Here is a 22,750-nt window from a genome sequence, read left to right as displayed (position 1 = left end):
CAGGTCATCGGGGGACTCCCGGCCGGCGCCGATGTCGTCGTCGGCCAGCAGCCCCCCACGATCGCCGGGAGATCCGCCTCGGTGGCTGGTCGAATCAGCAACACGTACCTCTGGTTCGGTGGGGGACCCGCAGCGTATCCGCTACCACGAGCCGCCGCGGCCGCCACAGTCGTAGGCCTTCCAACTCACCAGTGTGACCGGGGCGTAGAGGTACTTGTGCTCGACGCACTGGTTCTTCTCGGCCGCCTTCCGCCAGGTGTCCGCGACCTTCCCCATGTATTTCTTCACCCCCTTCGCGCAGAAGTCGCGGGCCTTGCCGGGCGGTACCCGCTTGCAGATGAGTGCCGGCGCGGCCTTCGACTCCGCCTTGAGCAGCGGCGCGAACGTGCGGACCTCGTCCTTGGTGAACTTCAGATAGACGAACCAGCCGAACTCGACCTTCACCTCCGGCGCGGCGGGCGCCGAGGGCACGGACGCCGCGACCGGCTGGACCGGGGCGGCGGCGCCAGCCGGCACCACGAGGGCGGCGGCCAGCAATGTGGCGGTCAGTATCCGCATCATGATCCTCACTTCGGCTGGTAGCAGGTGAAGAAGTCACTCGGCTGCTGTTTCGGCACGACGCAGGTGCTGTGCTGGGTGAAGCCGGCCTTGCGCATCCAGGTGATGGTGACCGGGCCGACCCAGAAGTAGCCCTGGTCGGGGTTGCCGCCGATGCGGTCGAACGTCGTGCAGTTGCGCACGGCGACGCCGTTCTGGTTCCGGCCCGAGGTGCACTGGCCGGTGGCGTCGTGGCTGTAGTAGTTGATTTGCTGGCCGTTTCCGCCGGCGTGCGCGGTGCCCACGCCGGCGGCCAGCAATCCGAGTACCAGGGCGCCGACGGCGACGCCGCGGCGGGGCGTTCGAATAATCATGCGAATCAGCGTCACCGGGCAAAGCCGGCGGCGGCAGGGGTTTCCCGTTTCCCACCGAGGCCGGAATTGGGAAACCCCGAAGTGGCCCCATTCCGGTAAACCCGCTGGTACGTTCCCCGGACTTGGTGAAGAGAAAGGCTACGCAATGGGGGGAGCGGCGGGCGCCGAGCTTCGCCGGCTGCGCGAGGAACGGGGCCTTTCCCTGGCCGACCTGTCCAAGCTGGTGCACTACAGCAAGGGTTACCTGAGCAAGCTGGAGAACGGCGGGAAGCCGATCACCCCTGATATCGCGGCGCGCTTCGACCGGGCACTGGACGCCGGCGAGCGGCTGCGGGAACTGGTCGCGCCCGACCCGGTGTGCCCCTATCCGGGGCTGGCCAGCTTCGACGGGCAGACCGCGCGCTGGTTCTTCGGCCGCGACCGCGACACCCAGGAGCTGCTCGACGCGCTGGCCCGGCGGCCGGCCGGTGCCGGGCCGCTGTTCGTCGTCGGCGCGTCCGGTGCCGGCAAGTCCTCGCTGCTGCGCGCCGGCCTGATCCCGGCGATCGCCGACGGCCGGCTGCCCGCCGCTTCGGCCCAGGCTCCGCTGCTGCTCACGCCGGGCAGCGACCCGATGCGCGCGCTGGAGGCGGCGGGGGAGCGCCGGGTGGTCGTGGTCGACCAGTTCGAGGAGATCTTCACCCTGTGCAAGGACGCCGCAGCCCGGGAGGCGTTCATCCGCGCGCTGGGCGCGTTGCCCGGGTTCGTGGTGTTGGGCCTGCGCGCGGACTTCTACCCGAACTGCATGGATCATCCCGAGCTGGTCGCGTCGCTGCGCGGCGGGCATCTGCCGCTGGGCCCGATGACCGAGGCGGAACTGCGCGACGCCATCGCGCGCCCGGCCCGGGCGGTCGGTCTCGAGGTGGAGCCCGGGCTGACCGAGATCATGCTGCGCGACCTCGGCCTGGCCGCCGAGTCGGCCGGCGACCGGCAGCGGCACGCGACCACCCTGCCGTTGCTCTCGCACGCCCTGCGGGCCACCTGGGCGGAGCGCACCGAAGATCGCCTCACGCACGCCGGGTACGCGCGGACCGGAGGCATCGCGGGCTGCATCGCGGCCACCGCCGACGAGGCGATCACCGATCTCGACGACGACGCGCGGCCGGTCGCCAGGGCGCTGCTGCCGCGGCTGGTGGAGACCGGTGAGAGCCCGGACAAAGACGCCCGGCGCCGCGTGCCCCGGGACCGGTTGCTCGCCGGCCTCGCCGGGACCGACGCCGACACCGACACCGACACCGACACCGCCGAGCTGGTGCTGAACACGCTGGTCCACGCGCGGCTGGTGACCACCGGCGCCGACTCAGTGGAGCTGATCCACGAATGCCTGGTGCGCTCCTGGCCGTGGCTGCGCCGCTCGGTGGACGCCGACCGGGCCGGGCTGCGGGTGGAGCAGCGGCTAGCCGAGGCCGCCGCGGCCTGGCACCGCGAGGGCCGCCACCAGGCCAGCCTGTACCGGGGGCCGCGGTTGGCGGCGGCGGTGGAGCGCACCGCGTCGTCCGCCGCCCGGCCCGATGCCGTCGCCCAGGACTTCCTGCGCGAGTCCACCCGCGCCGAGCAGGCCGAGCAGCGCGCCGTGGTCACCCGCACCAGGCGGCTGCGCGCGCTGGTCGCCGCGCTCGCCGTGCTGGTGGCGCTGATCGCCGTGGTCGCACTGGACACCGTCGGGCAGCGCAACGCCGCGCGGTCGCGCGAGGTGGCCGCCGCGGCGAACTGGCAACGGGTGCCGGACCCGACGCTGGCCGGGCACCTCGCGCTGGCCGCGCTGGACCTGCACGACACCCCGGAAGCGCGGGGCGCGGTGCTGGCGGCCGGCCCGGCGCTGGACTCGCGGCACCGGATCAATTCGGACAGCACGGACACGGTGCACATGGTGGCGGCGGACCGCGACGGCACACTGCTGGCCGCCGCCGGCCAGGACCACACGGTCCGGGTGTGGCGGCGGGTGCCCGGCCGGGAGCTGGACCTGGCCGGACCGGCCGCCTACCTGGAGCACCCCACGCAGGTGCTGTCGGCGATGTTCGATCCGCGCGGGCGCTGGCTGGTCAGTTCGGGCGCGGACGACCGTCTGCGGTTCTGGTCCACGGCCGGGCTGGGCACGATCCGCGACCCGCTGTTCGACCATCCCGGGCACGGCGGCCCGCTGGCGTTCAGCCCGGACGGGGCGCTGCTGGCCACCCTGGGTGCTACGGAGGCCACCATCCGCCTCTGGGACCTCACCGGCCCCGAGCCACGCCCGATCGGCCCCGACCTCGATCCCCGGTACGACGACGTGCTCGCACTGGCGTTCACCCCGGACGGCAGAACCCTGGTCAGCGGGACGGCGGACGGCACGGTCAGCTTCTGGGACCTGGCCGACCCGGCCGCGCCCCGAGCACAGCACCGGCCGCTCGCCATTGGCCGCAAGCCGGTCCAGGCGATCGCGATCAGCCCGGACGGCCGCACCATGGCCGCCGGCCAGGGCGACGCCACGGTCACCCTGTGGCGCATCGGCAACCCGTCGGCGATTCGGGAGCTGTCAGACTTCCCCGGCCCGGTGAACGACGTCAGGTTCTCCGGCGACCTGCTCGCCGTGGCCAGCGACGACACCCTCGCGCTGTGGGACGTGGCGGACCCGGCCGCGCCCGAGCCGCTGGCCCGGCCGATCAACGGCGACGGCGGGACCATCTGGTCGGTGGCCGCGCTGCCGGGCGCACTGGTCACCGCCGGCCAGGACGGCACGGTGCAGGCCTTCGACACCGACCCGGACCGGGCCGCCGAGCGGATCTGCGCGCTGGCCCGCTACCGCGTCACCCCGGACCAGTGGGAGCGGTACCTGCCCGACCGCGACTATCGGCCGCGGTGCGCGGAGCCGGCCGGGCCGCCCGCCCCCGACGAGGGGCCCACGGCCGAGCGCGGCACGCAGCTTCGCGCCAAGCACAGCAACAAGTGCGTCGCGGTGAAGGACGGCGCCGAGGCGGCGCCCGCGCTGCAACAGACCTGCGCCCGGCAACCCGGTATGACCTGGTCACTGCTCCCGGACGGGGACGGCTACCGGATCCGGAACGAGGCCTCCGGCCTCTGCCTGACCTCCGCGTCGGGGGAGCGCCGCGCCGGCGGCGCGGAGATGGTCGTGCAGCGCCCGTGCGACGCGCCGGACGGCGGGCGCTGGCACATCCACGAACTGAACCGGGGGGTGTCCTCGGCCGACGTCATCATCACCCGGGCCGCGCCGGTACCCGAATGCCTGGACGTCAACCACGCGTCCCAGGACGACGGCGCGCATCTGATCCGCTGGCCGTGCGCACCTCCCCAGTCCGCCAACGAGATCTTCCGCGTCTCCGCCGGCGCACTCGACCAATGAGGCGTCGCGCCGCGCTAGTGGCAGCAGCCTGTGGAGCGTGCCGCGGGTGGCTCCCCGCCCGTGTTGCCGAGGTCGTCGGAGCGGCCGGCGGCCAGGCGTGACCACTGCGCGGTGGGGCGGCCGTCGACCCGGGTGCCGTCCACGACCCCCTGCGGCCAGCCGGCGGGGGAGTCCTCCCACGGCTCCTGGCGGCCGTACACGGTGAGGTCCATCAGCGTGTAGTTGAAGTCCACCGCCTCCACGCCCCTGTAGTTGGTCCAGTAGGTCTCGAAGACCCGGTCGCCGTCGCGCACGTAGCAGATCAGGTGCATGAGGTTGATCTGACGGCCGGCCAGCAGCGTGTCCAGGGAGTCCCGCGCCGAGTACCACGGCATCTTCCAGTCCATGAACTGGTGGTAGCGGGCGCTCTCCTCGTACGGCCCCTGGCAGAACACCGCGTAGGTGATGTCCCGGGAGTGCACGTAGGACAGCTCGGTGACCTGGGTGTTGTTCCAGGTGCAGCCCTCGCACTGTTCGGGCGCGGGGCGGCCGGGGTACCACATGAAGTAGTAGACGATCAGCTGCTTGCGCCCCTCGAAGGCGTCGAGCAGCGTGGTCGGGCCGTTGGGGCCGACCAGCGGGGTGGTGGGGTCCATCTCCACCATGGGCAGGCGCCGGCGGGCGGCGGCGATCGCGTCGGACTCGCGGGTGTGCGCCTTCTCCCTGGTGCGCAGCTTGTCGAGTTCGGCCTGGAAGGTGGCTCGGTCGACGGTGTTGGGCATGGCGGTCATGACTGGCTCCTTCGCAGGTTGAGGATCTGCTGGGTGTGGTCGGGTACGTGGCCGGTGGCCAGGCCGTCGATCAGGCCGCGCAGCGGGACCGGCTGGTCCACCAGCAGCTGGTCGTTGGACAGCAGCAGTGTCGGAACCAGGACGTCGGTGGTCTTTTCGTCGAGGTGGTCGGCGATGTCGCACAGGAGGGTGGCCTGGCGGCGGACGTGGTCGATCAGGTCGGCCCGGCCGGAGTGCTCGCCGATGATCCGGTTCAGGTTCCAGCGGTCCAGGGTGATGCGGTTGTCGAAGGTGGGGCGGGCGCCGGCGACCACGCCGAGCGCGACCGCCGCCGTCGAGGCGTCGACGCTGATCAGGTGGGCCAGGACCTGGTCGGCGTTCCAGCCGCCGTCGGCCGCCTCGCCGAGGTCGGGGGAGGCCGCCGCGTCGAGCAGCTTCTCGTAGGCGGCGCGCAGTGCGGTGGTGTCCATTTCGCTCCTATTCCATTGCCTCGGCGAGGCGTTTGATGTGGGCCAGGCGCCGGTCCCAGGTGGCGGCGCGTTCGGCCATCCAGCGGGCGGTGGTGTCCATCGCTTCGGTGCGGACCGCGTAGCGCACCTCGCGGCCGACCCGGTTCGCGGTGACCAGCCCGGCGGAGTCCAGCACGCCGAGGTGCTTGACCACGGCCTGCCGGGAGATCGGGAACCGCTCGGCCAACGTGGTCGCGGTGGCCTCGCCGTGTTCGGCGATGAGCTCGAGCAACTCGCGCCGGCGCGGGTCGGCGAGCGCGGCGAAGACGTTGTCGACGGTGGTCATGGCTACTCGGCGCGGGCCTTGAGCTCGTCGATGCAGCTGGACCAGCCGCTGGTGTGATCCTTGATGATGTTCTGCCGGTTGTCCTCGGGCGTGGGGAGCTGGGCGAAGCCGCTCTCCACCACGCGCAGCCGGGTCTTGTCGCCCTCCTCGGTCAGGGTGAACTCGACCAGGGTGGTGTTGTCCTCGCGCGGGGTCTCGCCGGGGAAGGCGCTGAGCCAGCGGTAGGCCACGTAGTGCGGCGGGTCCACCTTCTCCACGCTCACCGGGAAGTCGCCGTGCTGGCTGTGCCGGGCCACGGTCGACTCGCCCTCCTTGGCGGTGGCGCCGGACCGGTTCGCCTCGTCGGACGCCCAGAAGCCGGGTTCGGCGACCAGCGCCCACACCCGCTCGATGGGTGCGGCGATCAACGTCTCGCGCTCGATCTGGTCGATGCTCATGTGCGGAACTCCTTCACGCTCGGTTGATGTGCAACCACAGAGTTGCACATCCTCGACTGTGACGCAACCGCTAGGTTGCATCAAGTGGTGAGGCTAACCGGCCCACTGGATCAGGAGGACGTGCACTTCGCGCTCTCGTTCGAGCAGTAGGTAAGTGATCGCGCCCTCGCCTGCCGGGCCGAACACCAGCTCGTACATCGGTCCGTCGGGTTTGTCCTGGTTGTAGGGTCGGCCGCCGGCCGGGGCTACCTCCAGGACCGCCAGAGCTTCGGCATAGCTCGACAGCGCCTCGATCGGCAGCGCTTCGAGCTGTTCCAGGACAGCCCGGTCCTGGACGAGCCGGTACATGCGTTACTGACCGAGGCGCTTTCGGATCAGGGCCTCGACCTGCTCGTTCGGTACCGCGTCGGGGTTCTGGCCGGTCCGCATGATCTGGGTGGCCTTGTCCAGCATTCGCCGGTGTGCCTCGGGTCCCTGGGACTGGGTGAGCCAGGCGATGCGGTGATAGTTGCGCAGCACGTCCAGCAGCCTGGTCAGATCCAGTGTTCGCGCCGCTTCGGCGAGAGCGTCCCGGTAGGCCTGGTCGAACTCGGCGCGCTCCTCGTCGATCAGTGCGGCACGGATCGCGGCGGGGGTGGCGTCCGGCGGCAGCGCCGGCACCGGCGATGCGTCGAACGGGTTCACCGCGGCCGTCATGGCGCCACCATAGCGGGTGTCGGCGAGGGGTGCCTCGGCCTGGAAGACAAAGATTGCCCTAAGGGGATGTTAGAGAGGATTTAGGGCCATTGACCGGGTATGCGCCGGTTCGAAATGCTGCTGGCACGCGAGGCTTTCTTGGAGGCCGAGGTGACGATGCCAGGCAAACCGCGCCGCTGTGCGCTCGCCGGTTGTGGCGCGTTAATCAAGGGACAATCGGCACACAGGTACTGCTGCGCCGGTCATCGGATGGCCGCGCATAGGGCGCGTAAGAAGAACAGGCTGGCGAATGCGGCTATCGTTCATCGGTGACAGCGACCCCGATACGGTGGAACTGATCGGCGATCTCGCCGGGCTCCAGGTGGACGTGAGCCATGATCAGGCGCCGGAGCGGCTCGACTCGGTCGATGCGGTGGTCGTGGGCGTGTTCAGCACGGCTTCCAGCGTGCCCAGCCTGGGCGCGTGCCGGGCCCTCCGGGTGAAAACTGATCTTCCGATCATTGCATTGGTCGCCCGCAATGAGTTCGGCGAGCAAATTCTCGGCCAGCGCACTGGAGTGGACGACTATCTCAGTAAGCCGTACAGCGCCGGCGTATTGGTCGCCCGTATCGAGACTGTCCGGCGACTTCGCGAGCGCCGATTCGAGCCGTCTCAATTGATTGAGATCGAGGACGTGGTGATAGACCTGCGGTGTCGATCGGTCACCGTGGCCGGCAAGGTGATCGAGTTGGCCCGAAAAGAGTTTCAGATCCTGGCGGTGCTCTCCGAGGAAGCCGGCGGGGTGTGCCGGCGCAGTTCGCTGCACTCGCGGGTGTGGGGTGACTTCTATGTCGGCGTGGACGAGACGCTGAACGTGCACATCGCCTCCCTCCGGGCCAAGATCGGCCGGCGTCATCTCATCGAGACGGTGCGCGGCGTCGGTTACCGTCTGGCACTGCCCATCGCCTCGGTGACCTGCTAGTACCGGCCGCACATCACCGGGTTGGCCCGCGGCGCGGGCCGAGCGGGGCGATGGCGGCGGTGGCGTCGTCGTTGCTGCCGGCGGCGCGGGCGGCGGTGGCCAGGATTCGGGTGGCGGCCACCGGGTCGGTTCCGCCGGCGGTGTTCCCGTCAGGCGCCGGACCGGGTGCCAGCGCGCCGGCCCCGCCGGTGAGCGCGGCGAGTAGGTCCGGCAGGTGGCCGTGCAGGCCGTCGGTGCTGGCCAGCAGGAGGCCGCGGTTGGTCGCGCGAGTGGTGCGGACCTGGAGTGTGGGTCGGTAGTCGGGGGACAGCCAGCGGGTCATGATGCCGGCCCGGGTGTGGTCGTCGGTGAGCTGGCGGGTTGTCGTCGGGGTGAGTAGGTAGGCGCGGGAGTCGCCGACCCAGCCGACGGTGATCCGGCCGTCGGGGCCGGCCAGCGCGATCAGCAGGGTGGTGGCGTACGGGGTGGTGTCCACCCGGCGGTGTGGGTTGTCGATCGCGTAGCTGCGCGCGAGGGCGTCGGCGGCGGCCTGGTAGGCGTCCCGTACCGCGCGTTGGGGGCCGCAGTTGGGGCGGTCGGTGCGGGCGAGTTCGGCGCGGGCGGCGGTGACCGCGACGAACGCGGCTCGTTCGGAGCGCGGGGTGCGGGAGAGGCCGTCGGCGACGATGAGGACGTGTGAGCCGTCGGGCAGGGTGAGGGTGGTGCCGGCGTCCTGGTTGGTGCGGTTGCCGGGGCCGCGCAGGGTGGTGACCGCGGTGCGGCCGTCGGGGGCGGGGCGGGTGGCGTCGGACGGGCCGGCGCGGCCGGGTGGGCCGGAGGTGGGCGAGCCGGAGGTGGGAGTGCCGGGGACGCCGGGTGCGCCGGAGCCGGGGGCGTCGGGTGCGCCGGAGCCGGGTGCGCCGGGGTGGGGTGCGCCGGTGTCGGGGACGACCTCTCGGTCGGTGACGATCGGGATCTGGCCGGGTTCGACCGGCGGCGGGTGGAAGTCGCGCGCGTCGGGGAAACGGCGTTCCAGCGCCGCGGCCGCCTGGCGGGCGTCCTCCATGGCCCGCCAGCCGCCGAGGGTGCGCCAGAGCTTGCGCGACCACGCGTAGGCGCGGTCCTGGTCGTGGCGTTCGAGCAGGGTGCGCGCCCGGGCGAGGCGTTCGTCGGTGACCCGGCGTTGCAGCGCGCGGCGGATGGCGTGCAGGTCGCGGGTGACCTCGCGCAGCCACTGCTCGGCCGGTTCGGGCATCGGGTCGGCGGCGGGTGCGCGGGCCAGCGCCCGGTCGGCGGCGCGCAGGGTGCGCTTGGCCTGGTGCGGGTAGGCGCGTACCCGGTCCAGCGCGGCGACGGCCTCGGCCCGGGCCTCGGCGAGGCGGACGTAGGCGTCCAGCTGGCGGGCGGTGGCCCCGGTGACCAGCCGGTTGATCACCTCGTCCGGCGCGCCGGCGGCGCGCAGCTCGGTGGCCAGCAGCAGTGCTTCGTGCCGCCGGTGGGTGGCCACCTGCACCGCGCGCACCCGGGCGGCGAGCAGCCTGCGTTGCTGGGCCGGCACCCGGGCGCGGGCCCAGGCCCGGGCGGCTTCCCGGGTGGCCGCGTTGCTGGACCGCGCCGGGGCCGGCCAGTTCACCGCGCCCTCGGGGTGTTGGCGCAGGTAGAACCGACCTATCAGCCGGCGCCAGGTGATGGCGGCGTCGTCGGTGGGGCCGTCGCTGGGAAGCAGGAAGGCCAGGTTGGCTTCGCGCAGCAGGGCCAGCAGGGCCGAGTAGGCAGCCTCGGTCGGGCCGCTCGTCCGGGCCCGGTGCAACGGCTCGAGCAGGTGGCCGCGGGGCAGCGCGGTCGGGTTGGCGCGTAGCGCCCGGCGCAGTTGAGGGCTAGCGTCGCGCCACAGCCGGACCAGTTCCAGGCCGGCCCGGTGGTCGGCGCTGATCGCCTTGACGCGGTGCAGCGCCGTCAGCTTGCGTTGCCACGTGGCGGGTGAGCCGCCGAACTCGTCGGCCAGTTGTTGGGCGGTGACCGGGGCGTTCCGTCCGGCCAGCAGGAGCAGCAGTTCCAGCAGCGTGGCGGGGCGGGCGTTCGGCGCGCGGGCCTGGTTGGCTCGGCTCATGGCCTCGATCCAGCGCTGCCGCTGGGCGGCGCGCTCCACGCGGTGGAACTCGGCCTCGCTGATGAGCCCGGCGGCCGCGCGCATCAGTCCGTGGCCGAGGGCCAGCCGGTCGTTCCCTGCGTCGGCGGCGCTGGAGCGGCGCTGCTGGTGGAACTCGCGCACCTGGCTGAGCGGGTCGGACGACGGCTTGCGCATGCCCTCGCGGACCAGGTCGAACTCCAGGCGGATCAGCTGCAGCCGGGCGCTCACCGCGTCCGGGTGGTTGGGCTGGCCGAGGCCGGTGTGGTGGGCGACGATCGCTTCCAGCAGCCGCTGCAGCGGCCCGGACAGGTGGTCCTGGCGCAGCGCCTGTCGCCGCCTGATCTGCCTGGTCAGCAGGGCGGGCCAGTCGGCGGAGCGGGTCGCGCCCTGGGGGAGCAGCGGCGTGCTGTCGGGCAGGGTCACCGAGTTCTGGGCCGCCAGCTGGGCCATCCGCTCGCCGAGCAGCAGCTGGAACTCCAGCACCTCGGCGGTCCGGGGGTCGGTCGCGCCGGCCACTCGGGCCAGGGCGGCCGGGTTGGCCGCCAGCACCAGCAGGGTGTGCGCGGCGGTGATCCGGTGCTGGTCCTGGCGGCGGCGCTGCGCGTCGCGCTCTTCGGCAAGCGCGGCGTTCACCCCGTTCGCCCCCGGTATGGGTGCCCAGTCGTCGGTCCGGGCCGGGATCTCGGCGGTGAGCTGGGCGAACAGGGTGGCGGCGAGTTCCTCGGCCAGCGCGCGGTCCAGCTTCCGGCCGCCCAGGCCGAACTCCTCCAGCACGGCGGTGAGCGCGGTGCGGTAGGCCTCGGCGCGCTGGGTCAGCCGGTTCCCGCGCAGCGGCGACGGGCGGGACGGGGCGCGCAGCTCGCGGTTGGACTGGTAGCCATAGACGTTGTCGCGGGGCTCGTCCTTGGCCCGGTACTCGTCCCGGTCGCGGATCTTGCCGGTCAGCCAGAGCAGCGCGGCGACGACCGCGGCGCGCAAGGTGATGTCGCCCAGGCTGTCCGTGGTCGCCCAGGGGCTGAGGATCATGAAGGTGAACACCGCGTTGAGCACGGTGTCCAGCGCCTTGCGCAGCAGTACCCGGGTGTCGACCTTGGAGAAGCTGAGGTAGTCCAGCCAGGCCTGGCCGACCTTGTGCAGCTGCTCGGCGATTGCCGCCTCGTCCTGCTTGGTCTGCTTGGTGAGCTGGTCCAGCTTCTGTTGCGCGAGCTTCACGCGGTGCTTGCCGAACGCGGCGGCGAGGTAGTCGGCGATCGGGGTGTTGCCGGAAACCAGGATTCCGGAGATCAACGCGCCGACCAGCCAGGCGGCCAGCGGCGCCGACGGGTTCAGCGCGGCCAGCAGGAACCCGGTGCCCAGCGCGGTGGACAGCGCGGTGAAACCGGCGATGATCGCCTTGATCACGCGGGTGCGGCCGATGTCCTTGTCCTGCACCAGGGCGTTGACGACCGCCACGATCGGCGTGGCCACCGCGATCGACCCGACCAGCCAGCCCAGCGTCTGCGCCTGCTGGGCGAACGCGGTGGCGATCCGGTAGCTCGCGCTGATCGCCACGACCAGTGCGGCGGAGCGCCAGGCGGCCAGCCACGGCCGGGTCTGCATGCCCTTGAGCTGGTTGGACAACTGCCGGCGCAGCACGTAGCGCCAGACCAGCACGCCGGTGGCCAGCGAGGCGAGCAGCGCCTTGAGGGCTATGTGGTTGGGCAGCGCGGCCAGGGTGTTGATCGCGTCGCCCAGCCAGCCGTGCAGGATCGGCGCGGCCCAGGTGGTCCCGGCGGCCAGCGCGGTGACTGCGGCGACCCGGGCACTGGTGTGCGCCCATAGCGCCCGGAGGCTTTCGATCAGTACCCGCAGCGGCGGTGCCCTGGCCTGCCTCGGCGACCACACCGCGCGGATGGCCGCCGCCGTGGCCACGCCGGCGAGTCCGATGCCGACCCAGGTCAGCGGGGTGCCCGCGCCCAGCACCGCCAGCCCGACACCGACGCCGGCCAGTCCGGCCGCCGCGCGCACCGTGGCCCGGCGGGTTCGCGGGGACAGCGCCTTGCGCAGGCCCAGCCGCGCGGACAGTCGTGCGGCCCAGCCGGCCAGGCCACGGCCGCGCGCCGCCCGGTCCAGCGCCTTGGCGAGGCGCTTGTCCGCCTTGGCGTCCTTCGGGCCGGCGGGGTTCCTGCCGGCGGCGTTGCCGCTGGCGGCGTTCGGCCGGGGGGCGTTCTCGTTGGCGGCGTTCGGCCGCGGGGCGTTCCCGTTGGCCGGCTTCGTGGCGTTGGTGTTTCCGGGGGCACGGGCTTCGCGCACCTTGGCCTCGGCGGTCTTGCGGGCGGTGGCCAGCGCCGCCTTGGCGTCGTCGGCGGCGGCCTGTGCGGCGTCTCGGTCCGGCCCCGGACCGGCCCGCCGGGTGTGACGCTCGGCCGCCCGGGCGGCGGCGGCCAGCCGGGCCAGCGCCCGCCGCTGCGTGACGAGTGCCCGGTGCGCGCGCCACCGCTGCGCGAGGTGCCGGGGGAACGAGGCCGCCGCCAGTTGGTTGCGCACCGCGCCCCGGTAGACGAGCGCCTGGAAACGCAGCTCGTCGACCAGCGCCTTCGCGCCTCGCCAGGCGTTGCCGGCTTGGCCGCGTACCGCAGTGGTCCACCAGGTCGCCTGGAAGCGGAGGGCGTCGGCCCGTGCCTTCGTGCCCTGCCAGGCCGCGCTGGCCTGGCCGCTGATGGCGGTGGTCCACCAGATGGCTTGGAAGCGGAGGGCGTCGACGAACGTGGCCGCTCCGCGCCAGGCCGCGCCGAACCGCAGCCGGGCCGCGGTGGTCCACCGGGCGGCCCGGAGACCCAGTGCGTTCCCAGTGGCGCGCGCGCCTCGGAGGATCGCGCCGCCGAGCGCCCTGCCGGCCCTGCCGGACGCCCGGCCGGCCTTTCCGGTGGCCCGCCAGGCCCTTCCGGCGATCTTGCCCATGACGCGGCCGGCCTTGCCGAACTGCCGAGCACCGGCGCGTCCGCCGCTCGCCAGCGCGCGGCCGACCGTGGCCAGCCACGGCCGTTTGGCCAGCCACCGGGCGAGGGCGGCCAGCCCCAATGCACCGGCCGCCGCGCCCACCCAGGTGAGCCAGGCTGGCCACGCCGGCGGCGGGGGAGCGCGCGGGGCGGTCGGTGGTTGGGCCGGCGGGGTGGCCTGGGCCGGGGGTTGGGGTGCGGGCGTCGTCACCGCCGGCGGTGCGGCCGGGGCGGTGACGGTGAGCGGCAGGCCGGTTCGGAGCTGGGTGAGCGGTCGCCCGGCGATGGCCCGGGCGTTCCACTCGGCCAGCTGGCGCCAGCCGTTGCCACCGCTGGCGTCCCGGATGCCGAAGCGCTCGGCCACGTGCCACAGGCCTTCGCCCCGGCCCAGCGCGTAGCCGCCCGACCAATCGGCCGGCAGGTTCAGGGTCTGGCCGGCGATGATCTTGTTGCGGTCATGGAGCAGCGGGTTGGCACCGGCCAGCTCGTCGGGGTGGATGCTGAGGCTCCGGGCGAGCTGGTTGAACCGGTCGCCGGGCAGAACCAGCACCTGGGCCGGCCGCGCGTTCGTCTGCCCGATCGCGGACGGCTCGGTTGTGGTCGGTTCGGTCGTGGTCGGCGCGGGCGACCGTGCCTGAATCCCCGACTCACCGTACCCAGATCCCCGACTCGCGGTGGCGAGGTCCGTGGTCTGGGTGGGGTGGGACGTCGCGGTTGGTGCGGCGTGTGCGGCCGGGGTGAACGCGGCCGCCGGCGCGAGGCTTATGGCTACCGCGGCGAGGCCGGTCAGCAAGATCTTCCGCAGCCGGCCGGGGGTTCCGGTTTCGGGGGTCAGCGGTGTGGTGGATGCGGCCTTGGCGGCGCCCGTTTGGGCGGCAGCGATGTGGGTGTCCACCGAAGCGGGGTGTTCGGTGGCGGTGAAGAAACTCTTGAAGAAGTTGATGGCGCGACGGGTCAGCGGTGGTCCTCGGCCGGGCTCGGCCAGAACCCTGCTGTTCTCGGCGCCGTCGGCGGCCGGTTGCACGCGGCCGGCCGGTTGGTCCTCGGCCCGCGTGGGTGCGGAATCCGACGAAGCGCCGGACGAGCCGCCGCCGATGCCGTTCCCACCGCCGGCCTGGGCGGACGAGGCCGGCGGTACGCCGTCGTTTCGCGGCTGCGCCGGCAGGTCCGAACCGTGGCGCCGGCCGCCGTCCCGATCGCGCGCCACAGGCAGGTACCCGGTTATCGGGGCGAGGTCCTCCCGCCACTTGCGGGCCTCGTCGGCGGCGTCCCGGGCCTGGACGGCCCGCGCGAGCAGGGCGTCCACCTGCCCGCGGTTCTCCGCGTGCCGCCGCTGCCACTCCCGGCTCAGGTAGCGGGCGGGGGAGGGAAGCGCGGCGTACACCCGGTCAGCCTCGCGCTCGGCCGCCGCGGCTTGCGCCAGGTATTCGTCCTCCCTCAGGGCAAGCACCTCGTCCGGTGTCGGCCGCCGGCGCTGCTCGAGGTGAGCCCAGATCTCGTCGGCGGTCGCTCGTTCCCGCTCTGCCTCCGCTCGCAGCGCGTCCACCTGGGCCCGGTTGTCGGCGTGCTGGCGCTGCCACTGCTTGCTCGGGTGGCGGCCGGGAGCCGGCAGGTCGGCGTGCAGCGCGGCGGCCTGGTCCTCGAGCTGGTCGGCGCGTTGGTCGGCCGTCTGGCCGGCGCGGAACAGCGCGCTCGGGGAGCGCACCGCCAGGGACGTTTCGGGGCGTTGGCGGGCCAGCTCATCGGCCTGCCCCCGGGAGTCCGCCGCCTGGGTGCGCAGGTCGGCGACCTGGCCCCGGTTCTCCGCGTGCTGTTCGCGCCACTGCTGGCTCGGGTAACGACCGGGGGCGGGGAGCTGGGCGGCGAGGTCGTCGGCCTGGCGTTCCAGTTCGTCCGCCTGGCTACGGAAGCCGAGTTCGAGGTCGGCGAGCTCGGCGTCCAGTTCGGCGGCGGCTCGATCCTCCGTGGTCAGGTGGTGGTCGAAGTCCGTCCGCTTGCGCTGGACCTCCTCGCGCCACCGGGCCTGCTGGTCCTCCACCGACATGCGGTTCCAGCGCCACACCGAGATGCCCTCGGGGCGCGGCAGCGCGAGGTTGGTCGGGCCGGCGGCGTGGAGGTAGTTGGTGGCCACGTCCAGCAGGCGCTCCTCGCCGGCGACCACGATGCCGCCCTCGTCCCAGGAGGTGCGGCGGCCGGAGAGGACGAACTCGATCCGCCGGTTCACCGGGTGCCAGTTCCGCAACAGCAGCGGGGATGCCCACCAGGTTTCCGGCGCGGATGCCTGGAAGACCGGGCTCGTCGGGGTGAGCGGCTGGTTCGGCAGCGCGCCCGGGAACGCCGGCCCGGCGGCCGAGGCGAGGGTCGCGGCCTGCGCGACCGCCGCCCGGGTCGCCGCCTCCACGGGTGTGGCCGGCCGGTCGTCCAGGGTGAGGTCGGCGGCTGTCCGGGGAATCGCGTCGCCGGGCAGGAGTTCGCCGGCTGTCCGGGGAACGGCGTCGCCGGGCGAGAGTTCGCCGGCCGCCCGGGCCGAGGCGTCGGGCGCCAGGCGGTCGAGGGACGTCCGCGCCGGATCGCCGGGCGCTGTGCGGTCGGGGGAGGTCGGGCCGCGTTCGGGTGCGTCGAAGTTGAGCCTGCCGTTGGCCGGGGCGTTCGCATCGACCGTCTTCACGACCTCGGCGGCCCGGACGGCCGGTGCCTCGTGTGCGATCGGGTTCAGCACCCGCAGGGTGATCGTCAGCGCGGCCACGCCGCCGGCCGCCCAGTTCTTGGCGCGCTGGGCCATGCGGCTCAGCGGACTTGGCGGATCGCCCGGCCCGGCCCGCGCCGGTCTTGCGGTGATCGAGCCGGGTTTCGGTGGGCCGGCGTCGAGCTCCGGGTTGGGGGCGTCCTCCGGGCCTCGGGTCCAGCCGGGCGTCTCGCCCTTCGGGCGGTGGAGGTACGGGACGTCGGTGTCCCGGTCCCGTTCGATCCGGTACCTGGGTTGGCCGGGAGCCCGTTCCGGGGCTCTGGCCAGGGCATTCACCACCTCGTCCGGGGTCACACCGAGGTGGTCGGCGACATCCTTGACGGGCACCCCGGATTGGCCCGGTGTGGTGACCTCGTCGATCCGGTCGATCAGCGGGCGTTCGACGGGGCTCGGGCGTTCCGGCCGCAGTTGGGTGCGGGCCGCCTCGGCGCGTCGCTGGGCCGCTTCGTCGGCCAGCCGTTGCCCGGCGGACGTCAGCGTGGGCGCGGCGTCGTCGATGACCCCGGACGCGGACCGCTCGGGTGCGGCCCGTTCGCTCGCCGGACCGCCCGCGGTGCCGGGCCGCTCGGCGGCCAGTGCCGGACTCGCCTCGGCGCCGGGCCGTTCGGCCGGCCGCACCGGTCCGACGGAAGCACGCTGGGGGAGCAGCCGGCTGAGACCGGTGGCGTGGCCGAGGGCACGGAACGGCGCCAGCTGCACCTCCAGCGGCACCATCGCCGCACCGGCGAACCGGCCTGACCGCTCGGCCACGCCGTTCAGCCGCGCCGCGTTGGCCAGCGCCGTGTCCCGCCGGCCGAGGTCGCCCGCCACCTGTGCCCGCTGCGCGCGCACCAGTTCCACGTCCGCGGCGGCCCGCGCGCCGGACCCGAGCCGTCCGGCGGCGAACCCGGCGCCCCCGCCGACCAGGGCGGGGATGGTGAGATCCTCATAGAGAGTCATCACCGGGTTGACCGGTTTGCCAGTGGCCGGGTCTGTGCCGGTCCAGTAGTCGTGCTGGACCTTGGACCAGTCCTCGTTCAGCACGGCGTCCTGCCACCGGTCCCAGCTGCGGTGCGCGGCCTGGATGATGCCGCCGGTGAACGGGTTGGTGCGGGCGATCTCGTCCAGCGCGCCGGCGTTCGGCGACCGTTCGACCAGCCGGCCGTCCGCCGTCGGAACCTCGCCCAGCGAGCCGCCGTCGGCGAACTTGTTCATGGTCACGAACGCGCCGGCGTTGTACAGCTCGGTGCCGGCCGCCTGGACCAGGTGCACGGCCATCTCCGGTACCCCGGTGACGAAGTCGACCGCGCCGTCGCTGATCCGGTCCACCGCGCCGGGCGGGTCGGCGGGTCGCGGGGGTCCGTAGCCCATGGCCTCGCGGGCGTCGGCCACCACCGGGGCGCCCCGGACGGCGTCGCCCAGGCCGTCGTGGTTCAGCCACTTGATCGCGCCGCCGACCGCGTCCCCGATCGCGCCGACCCGGTCCGCGAAGCTGCCCGGACCGAGCTCCACCATCTGGTCGACGGCCTGTTCACGGGACATCTCGGTCGCGGCGCGGAGCTGTGTTCGCTGCTCCGGGGACAGCCGGCTCACCCAGGGCGAGGAGCCGTCGGTCCAGAACAGCGAGTTGCCCGCCGCGCGGGCGGCCTCGGGGGTGCCGGCCTTCGCCCAGATCACGCCTTCGGGCGTGCTCAGCACCGCGTTCTCGAACTCCTCCGGGGTCTGCAGCGCGGCGATCTTGGCTTGTTCGTCCGGGCTGAGCTGGTCCCACAGGCGGGTGGTGGTCTGGTCGGGGTGGCCGAACACCGGGCCTTCCCGGGCGTTGTCCAGCAGGCCGCGGTGCCCCGCGAAGTCGGGCAGCCGGGCCGCCGCGTTCTGGGCCAGCTGGATGTCCGGGTACATGCTGGACGGCAGCCGCGCGTCGCCGAGCTGGTTGGTCAGGCCGCGCGGGCCGCCCTCCACCGACGCGTAGGTCAGGTCGGCCAGCCCGGCGGTGTCGGCCAGCGCCTGCTGGTATTTGACGTCCCGTTCGGTCTCCGGCATGGGCAGGCCGGTGAGCAGTCGCTGCGCCCGGCTCCGGCGGTCCGCGGCGGCCGCGATGTCGGCGGCGAACTTCGGGTCGCCGGACCCCTGGGCCAGCAGGGTGTCGATGGTGGTCAGCCGGTCCCGGGCGTCGGCCCGGTCGCCCATCAGCTGGTTGGCCCGCTCGTACGCCTGGCGCTGCCGCTCGCGCAGCCCGTCCAGCTCCTGGTTGAGGGCGTCCGCCTGGGCCTGCGTGCCCGGGTGCTCGTTGAACGCCTTGATCCGGCGGCCGATGTCGTCCATCAGGCCGGGCAGCTCCGCGACCTCGGGGGTGGCCAGGTAGTCCGCGAGGTCGCCCTGCTTGGCCACCGCGTCGGCCTGCAACTCGGTGAGCCTGGTCTGGGCCTTGTCGATGTCCTCCGGGGTCGGCGGCCTGGCCGGGTCGTAGCCGTCGACCAGCGCGGCGATCACCTTCGGGTCGGTGGACGGCCCGATCTGCGGTGCGTCGGTGTGGTTGCCGGGCACATAGGCGGCGCGGTCCACGGCGCCGAGCAGGTCCTGGGCGTGCTCCCAGCCCTCGTACCCGCTGTTGTTCGCATCGGCGAGTGCGTTGATCAGCTCGGTTCGCTCCGCCGGCGTGGTGCCGTCGGCCTCGGCGGCGGCCAGCGCCTCGTCCAGCCGGGGCAGCTTCGGCGCCACCTGACGAATGCCGTTCTGGTTGTCGGTCTGCGCGCCCAGGAAGGCCAACCCGCCCCGCATGGCGTTGGCCGGGGCGGGGGCGGTCAGCGCCTGGTCGTACGCGGCCCGCTGGTCCGCCGGCAACGCGAGGCGCTCGGTCTCGCTGAGCAGCGGCATCGGAGTGTTCTCGCCGGGTAGCGCCGGTGGGCGCTGGTAGCTGGGGTCGAGCACGCCCACCTGCGCCGGGGTCAGCGTGCGCCAGGGCTGCCGCTCGTTCGCCGGATCCGAGCCGCGGGCGGCCGGGTCGGCGGCCGACCAGCCGCCGTCGAAGTCGAGCAGCGTGCCGCCTTCGCCCTGGCCGGCCGACTCCACGAAGTGCGTGCCGTCGGCGTTGCGGCCCGAGCAACTGCCGCCGGTGCCGTACAGGCAGCCCGCGCCGCCGCTGCCCCGGGTGTCGGCGTAGTCCAGGAACACCCCGCCCCCGCCGCCGAACGTGGGCTTGTAGGTCTGTTGCCCCTGGGGGGAGGAGACGGTCACGCCGTCCGGGGTCCAGACGTTGCTGATGGTCAGGTCGCCGCCGTCGTCCGGGCCGGTGGCGAACCGGTCCTGCACCCGCACCGGCTCGTACACCTTGGCCGGCGGGGCGTCGTGCTGGTCCTCGTAGCGGACCCCGCTGGGGGCGACCACCACGGAGCCGTCCGGGCGGGTGATCATGCAGGAGCCGTTGCACTCGCTGCTGCCGCCCCAGCCGTCGATGCTGCCGCTGAGGTGCACGTCGCCCTGCTGGTCGGTGTTCACCACGCCCCGTTTGGTCGGGTCCATGACGTAGGAGCCCGGGCCGGTGGCGTCGATCTCGGCCCGCGTGCCGCCGGTCTGGCTGGAGGCGTCCACGGTGCCGTTGCGGGCGCCGCCGCTGTGGCCTTCGGCGAACGTGACGTGGCAGTCCCCGTCACCGCACCTCAACCGGGCCGGGCTGCCGTCCGCGCCCCGGGTGGATGCGGTCACCGGCTGCGCGTTGCCGCCCTGCCCGGAGAACCGGTCGCCCTCCCGGGTGGTGAAGTTCCACGGGCCGGTGCCCTCGGGGCGGACCGTGCCGGGAGCACCGGTGACCGCGTTGCGGTCGGTGAACGTGCTGGTGCCACCCGTGCCGTCCGGGCCGCTGCCCTGGACCGTGTGCACGTCGCCCTGGCCGTTGCGCAGTTCGCCGGTGCCTCCGCCGGTGATCACGGGGGCGGCGGCCGGGTCGGTGCCCTGCCGGACGGCGCCGCCGTTGTTGGTCTTGGACCGCCGGCCGAAGCGGTCGCTCACCTGGCCGTTGCCCCCGTGCGCGAGGTTGGCCCCGCCGGTCTCCTCGTTGCGCTCGAGGTTCACCGCCGCGTTGGGGCCGGTGTCGCTGCCGGTGTCCGAGCCGGTGCCGCCCTTGCCTCGCACCTCGCCGTCCACGTGCCCTTCGCCGCCGTCCAGGCCGCCGTTGATGCGCTCGTCGGGGCCTTGGACGCTGAAGTCGCAGCTACCGCCGCCGAGCCGGCCGCAGCCGCCGGTGGCGCTCGTGCCGTCGGCGCCGGTGGTGCGGCCGCCGCAGCCGGCGAAGCCGCCCACGTTGCCGCACTTGCCGGCGGCGGCGTGCGAGCCGGGGGCGGCCGGCGGCTGGTCGCCGGCGAACAGGCGCTGGGTGACCGCGCCCTTGGCCTTGCGGGAGGCCTCCTGGGCCTCTTCGACGGTCCCGCCGTTGTCCAGGGTCTGCGAGTAGGCGGCGGCGCCGGCGCCGGACACCTGGCCGTTGGCCGCGAGGCCTTCCAGGGTGATCTTGCCGGCGGCGGACTTGGCGGCGGCCAGGGCCTCGTCGTGGGTCCGGGGCCTGCCGTCCGGGCCGGGGGTGTTCAGGGTCTCGTTGTAGACCCGCTCGGTGACCTCGCCCCGGGCGGTGGTCAGTTCGAGCCAGCCCGCCTCGCCCATCTCCGGGTCACCGCCGTCGGTGTCCTCGGGGAGGTTCTTGCTGGCGTCCCGGGTGGCGGCGACCGCGCCGACCACTTCGGGGGTGCGTCGCGCGGTGTCCGCGTTGCCGCGTCGCACGGCCTCGTCGTGGGCCTCGGTGCGGGGGATCGCGGGGCGGCCGGCGACCGGTGGCTCCTCGACGGGAGCGGTGGCCGGAGGTGTGGTGGTGGCCGGAGGTGTCGTCGTGACCGGCGGCGTGCCGGTGGCCGGGGTGGGGTTCGGGTGGGTGGCGAGGTCTTCGGCTTCGATGCGCTCGGCCGCGTCGCGGCGTTGCGCGGGGGTCAGGTGGGCGTTGGCGCCGGGGTTCTTGCTGGAGATGGTCTGCAGCTCCGGTGGGTCACGGTTGCCGGTGCTGGTCTGCGTCGCGGTGACGGGTTCCCGGTCGGTGGTGCCGGCGGCGAAGGTCTGGATCACCGGGGAGCGGTCGTCGGTGTCGGCCGTCCGGGCGTCGGCGCCGCCTCGGGTGTTGTTGTTGTTGCTGCTGGCCGCGTTGCTTGCGTTGACGGCGGTGTTGGCCGGGACGGCGGGGGGTGCCGGTTCGCAGCGGTCGCAGGTGTCCGTGCCGCCCGTGCCGTTCCTGTCGGACGCGTTGGCGGTCGTCCGGACGGCGGTCTCGGCGTTGCCGTTGTTCCCGTTGTTGCCGCAGGCCTTGCCGCCGCCGCCGGCCTGGCACGCCGACCGGTCGTCGGACGTGTAGCTGGCGTTGCGGGCGGTGGCCTCGCCGGGCTGGTTGCTCGCGCCGCAGGACGAGTCCGCCCCGCAGGAGGTCTCCCGGTCGGCGGTTTGGGCCGAGGCGCCCGCGCTGTCCTTGGGCGTCGGTCGGGCGGCGGCTTGCTCGTCGGGACGGTCATCGGTCGCGCGCGAGGTGGTGCTGGCTTGCCGGGCCTGGCTTCGGGCGGGGCCGGAGCCGTCGCCCTCCGGCTGGCGCTGCTGGTCGCCGGCGTCCTGGGCGGCCGCGCCCGGGTCGGCCTGGTTGTCGTTGCCGGCGTTGTTACTCGTGTTCGCCGTTTCCTGGCCCTGGACCTTGCCGGTGCCCGCCGCGGCTTTCGTTTCCGGTTCTTGCTTGTCGTCCTTTTTCGCTTCCGCTTTTCCGGTTCCGCCCTTGTCCTTTCCTTGGGCTTCGCCGTTGCCGGACGCGTTATTTGTTTGTTCCTCTTTCTTGTCGTCCTTTTTCTCCGTGCTGCCGGAGCTGGCCGCCTTCTTGTCGTCGGACTTGTTGGCCGAGGGCGGACTGCCGTCCTGGGTGTCCGCGGCCTGGCCACCGTCCGCGGCGGCCATGGCCACCGCGCCGGACACGGTTGGCCGCGCCAGGGTGTCCGCCGTGGCCGCTGTGTCCGCCGGGGATGACCACGCCCCGGCCAACCACACCAGCGCCGCCGCGCCGAGCAGCACGGCCATCGGCGCACGGACGACGAGGCGGGCGATCAACCTGGCCACGGGCAGCACGACCGGCGGCACGGCGCGCACGCGCCATGCACCAGCCACAGCCACCGAGGCCATCGCAAACCACTCCACCGGGATCGACACACGCACAGGGGTGAACCAGGCAAGCCGCGGCGAGACCCACGCGGGAGCCAACGCTCCGGGCCGACCGGCCAGCCGCGGTACGAGTCACGCGGAGGCCCCGCCCCAAGTGCCCAAGGCAGCGTTGGGTTCATCAGCCGGAACGCGCCTTAAGTTACTTAATTCGCGTTGAGAAGCAACGCCGGGAAGTGGTTTGAGTGTCGTTGTTCGCTGATTGACCGGCGGCTATTCCGCAGGTGTTTCCCATTCGTTTCCGTGAGCTTCGAGTCGGCCGAACGTCCATGATCATCAGGACCTGGTGGCAGGTTTCGGTGTCTCGAAGCGGCCGTGATGCCCTGATGATCATGAAACGGAGGAGGGCGCGTCGGCCGGACGACTCGTCGCCTTGGTAGGCGTGTGCGCTACCGGCCGCGCTGCGCACGTGGCCGTCACCGTGGCGATCTGACCGGGGAACCCGGTCGCTGTGGTCCGGCTCTGGCCGCTTGTCCGGCTCGTGGTCGGCCGTAGCTGTGGCCATCCGGGTGGGTGGCCATTCGCCGCGGCGGCCGCTCGGCGCCGTGGCCATTCAGCTACCGGTGGCCGCTGTGGCCGGTCGCGTGGCCACTCGGAAAGAGCCGATATTCGAAATAGTGGTTCAGAAATGTGCTGGCGCGCGGGGAAAGGCGGTGATGCGCGGTTCGTCGCCGGCCTGGATCAGGTCCGGGTCGGTGATGTGTGGATTGAGCGACAGGAGTTGGGCGACGGTCAGGCCGTGTCGGTGGGCCGGGGC

Annotated in this window: 11 protein-coding genes; 2 read left to right on the top strand and 9 right to left on the bottom strand. The window is 73.4% G+C overall.

Translation table 11 applies throughout. From position 1 onward, the window contains the following. Nucleotides 1-141: 141 nt before the first annotated feature. Both ABEB12_RS34505 and ABEB12_RS34500 read right to left on the bottom strand, forming a co-directional pair. On the bottom strand, nt 142-561 hold the full coding sequence (locus ABEB12_RS34505; RefSeq protein WP_185063289.1) for a hypothetical protein: 420 nt from the start codon (nt 559-561) through the stop codon (nt 142-144). A gap of 5 nt (nt 562-566) precedes the next feature. Then, the gene (locus ABEB12_RS34500; RefSeq protein WP_185063290.1) at nt 567-911 is read right to left on the bottom strand and encodes a hypothetical protein; all 345 of its coding nucleotides are present in this window, start codon (nt 909-911) and stop codon (nt 567-569) included. A gap of 145 nt (nt 912-1,056) precedes the next feature. Between ABEB12_RS34500 and ABEB12_RS34495 the strand changes: the two genes are divergently transcribed. Further along, nucleotides 1,057-4,290 carry an nSTAND1 domain-containing NTPase gene (locus ABEB12_RS34495; protein ID WP_185063291.1) on the top strand — a complete coding sequence of 1,078 codons (3,234 nt, stop codon included), beginning with the start codon at nt 1,057-1,059 and terminating at the stop codon, nt 4,288-4,290. Between the two features lie 14 nt (nt 4,291-4,304). Here the strand turns inward: ABEB12_RS34495 and ABEB12_RS34490 are convergent, their stop codons facing one another. The 6 genes from ABEB12_RS34490 to ABEB12_RS34465 all read right to left on the bottom strand — a co-directional run bounded on the left by ABEB12_RS34490 (nt 4,305) and on the right by ABEB12_RS34465 (nt 6,988). Next, the gene (locus ABEB12_RS34490) at nt 4,305-5,060 is read right to left on the bottom strand and encodes a DUF899 family protein (RefSeq protein WP_185063292.1); all 756 of its coding nucleotides are present in this window, start codon (nt 5,058-5,060) and stop codon (nt 4,305-4,307) included. Then, nucleotides 5,057-5,530: a hypothetical protein gene (locus ABEB12_RS34485; protein WP_185063293.1), complete on the bottom strand. Its 474-nt coding sequence runs from the start codon at nt 5,528-5,530 to the stop codon at nt 5,057-5,059. The genes ABEB12_RS34490 and ABEB12_RS34485 overlap by 4 nt, the downstream gene beginning before the upstream one ends. A gap of 7 nt (nt 5,531-5,537) precedes the next feature. Further along, complete coding sequence (locus tag ABEB12_RS34480) at nt 5,538-5,855, bottom strand: metalloregulator ArsR/SmtB family transcription factor (RefSeq protein WP_185063294.1); 318 nt, start codon at nt 5,853-5,855, stop codon at nt 5,538-5,540. 2 nt (nt 5,856-5,857) lie between these two features. After that, a complete protein-coding gene (locus ABEB12_RS34475; RefSeq protein WP_185063295.1) occupies nt 5,858-6,292 on the bottom strand; it encodes an SRPBCC domain-containing protein in 435 nt (144 codons plus the stop codon). Between the two features lie 93 nt (nt 6,293-6,385). Beyond that, nucleotides 6,386-6,640, bottom strand: a complete 255-nt coding sequence (locus tag ABEB12_RS34470; protein WP_185063296.1) for a hypothetical protein — start codon at nt 6,638-6,640, stop codon at nt 6,386-6,388. 3 nt (nt 6,641-6,643) lie between these two features. Continuing rightward, nucleotides 6,644-6,988: a DUF6247 family protein gene (locus ABEB12_RS34465; protein WP_185063297.1), complete on the bottom strand. Its 345-nt coding sequence runs from the start codon at nt 6,986-6,988 to the stop codon at nt 6,644-6,646. 289 nt (nt 6,989-7,277) lie between these two features. Between ABEB12_RS34465 and ABEB12_RS34460 the strand changes: the two genes are divergently transcribed. Beyond that, entirely contained in the window at nt 7,278-7,949 is a 672-nt protein-coding gene (locus tag ABEB12_RS34460) for a winged helix-turn-helix domain-containing protein (RefSeq protein ID WP_185063298.1), read from the top strand. Nucleotides 7,950-7,962: 13 nt separating this feature from the next. Here ABEB12_RS34460 and ABEB12_RS34455 read toward each other — a convergent pair whose 3' ends face one another. Continuing rightward, nucleotides 7,963-21,948, bottom strand: coding sequence for a protein phosphatase 2C domain-containing protein (locus tag ABEB12_RS34455; protein WP_185063299.1), 13,986 nt, complete (start codon nt 21,946-21,948; stop codon nt 7,963-7,965). Nucleotides 21,949-22,750 lie beyond the last annotated feature (802 nt).

The organism is Actinospineispora eucalypti, assembly GCF_039543365.1.
GTDB lineage: Bacteria > Actinomycetota > Actinomycetes > Mycobacteriales > Pseudonocardiaceae > Pseudonocardia > Pseudonocardia eucalypti.
This window is presented reverse-complemented; position numbering and strand designations above follow the sequence as displayed.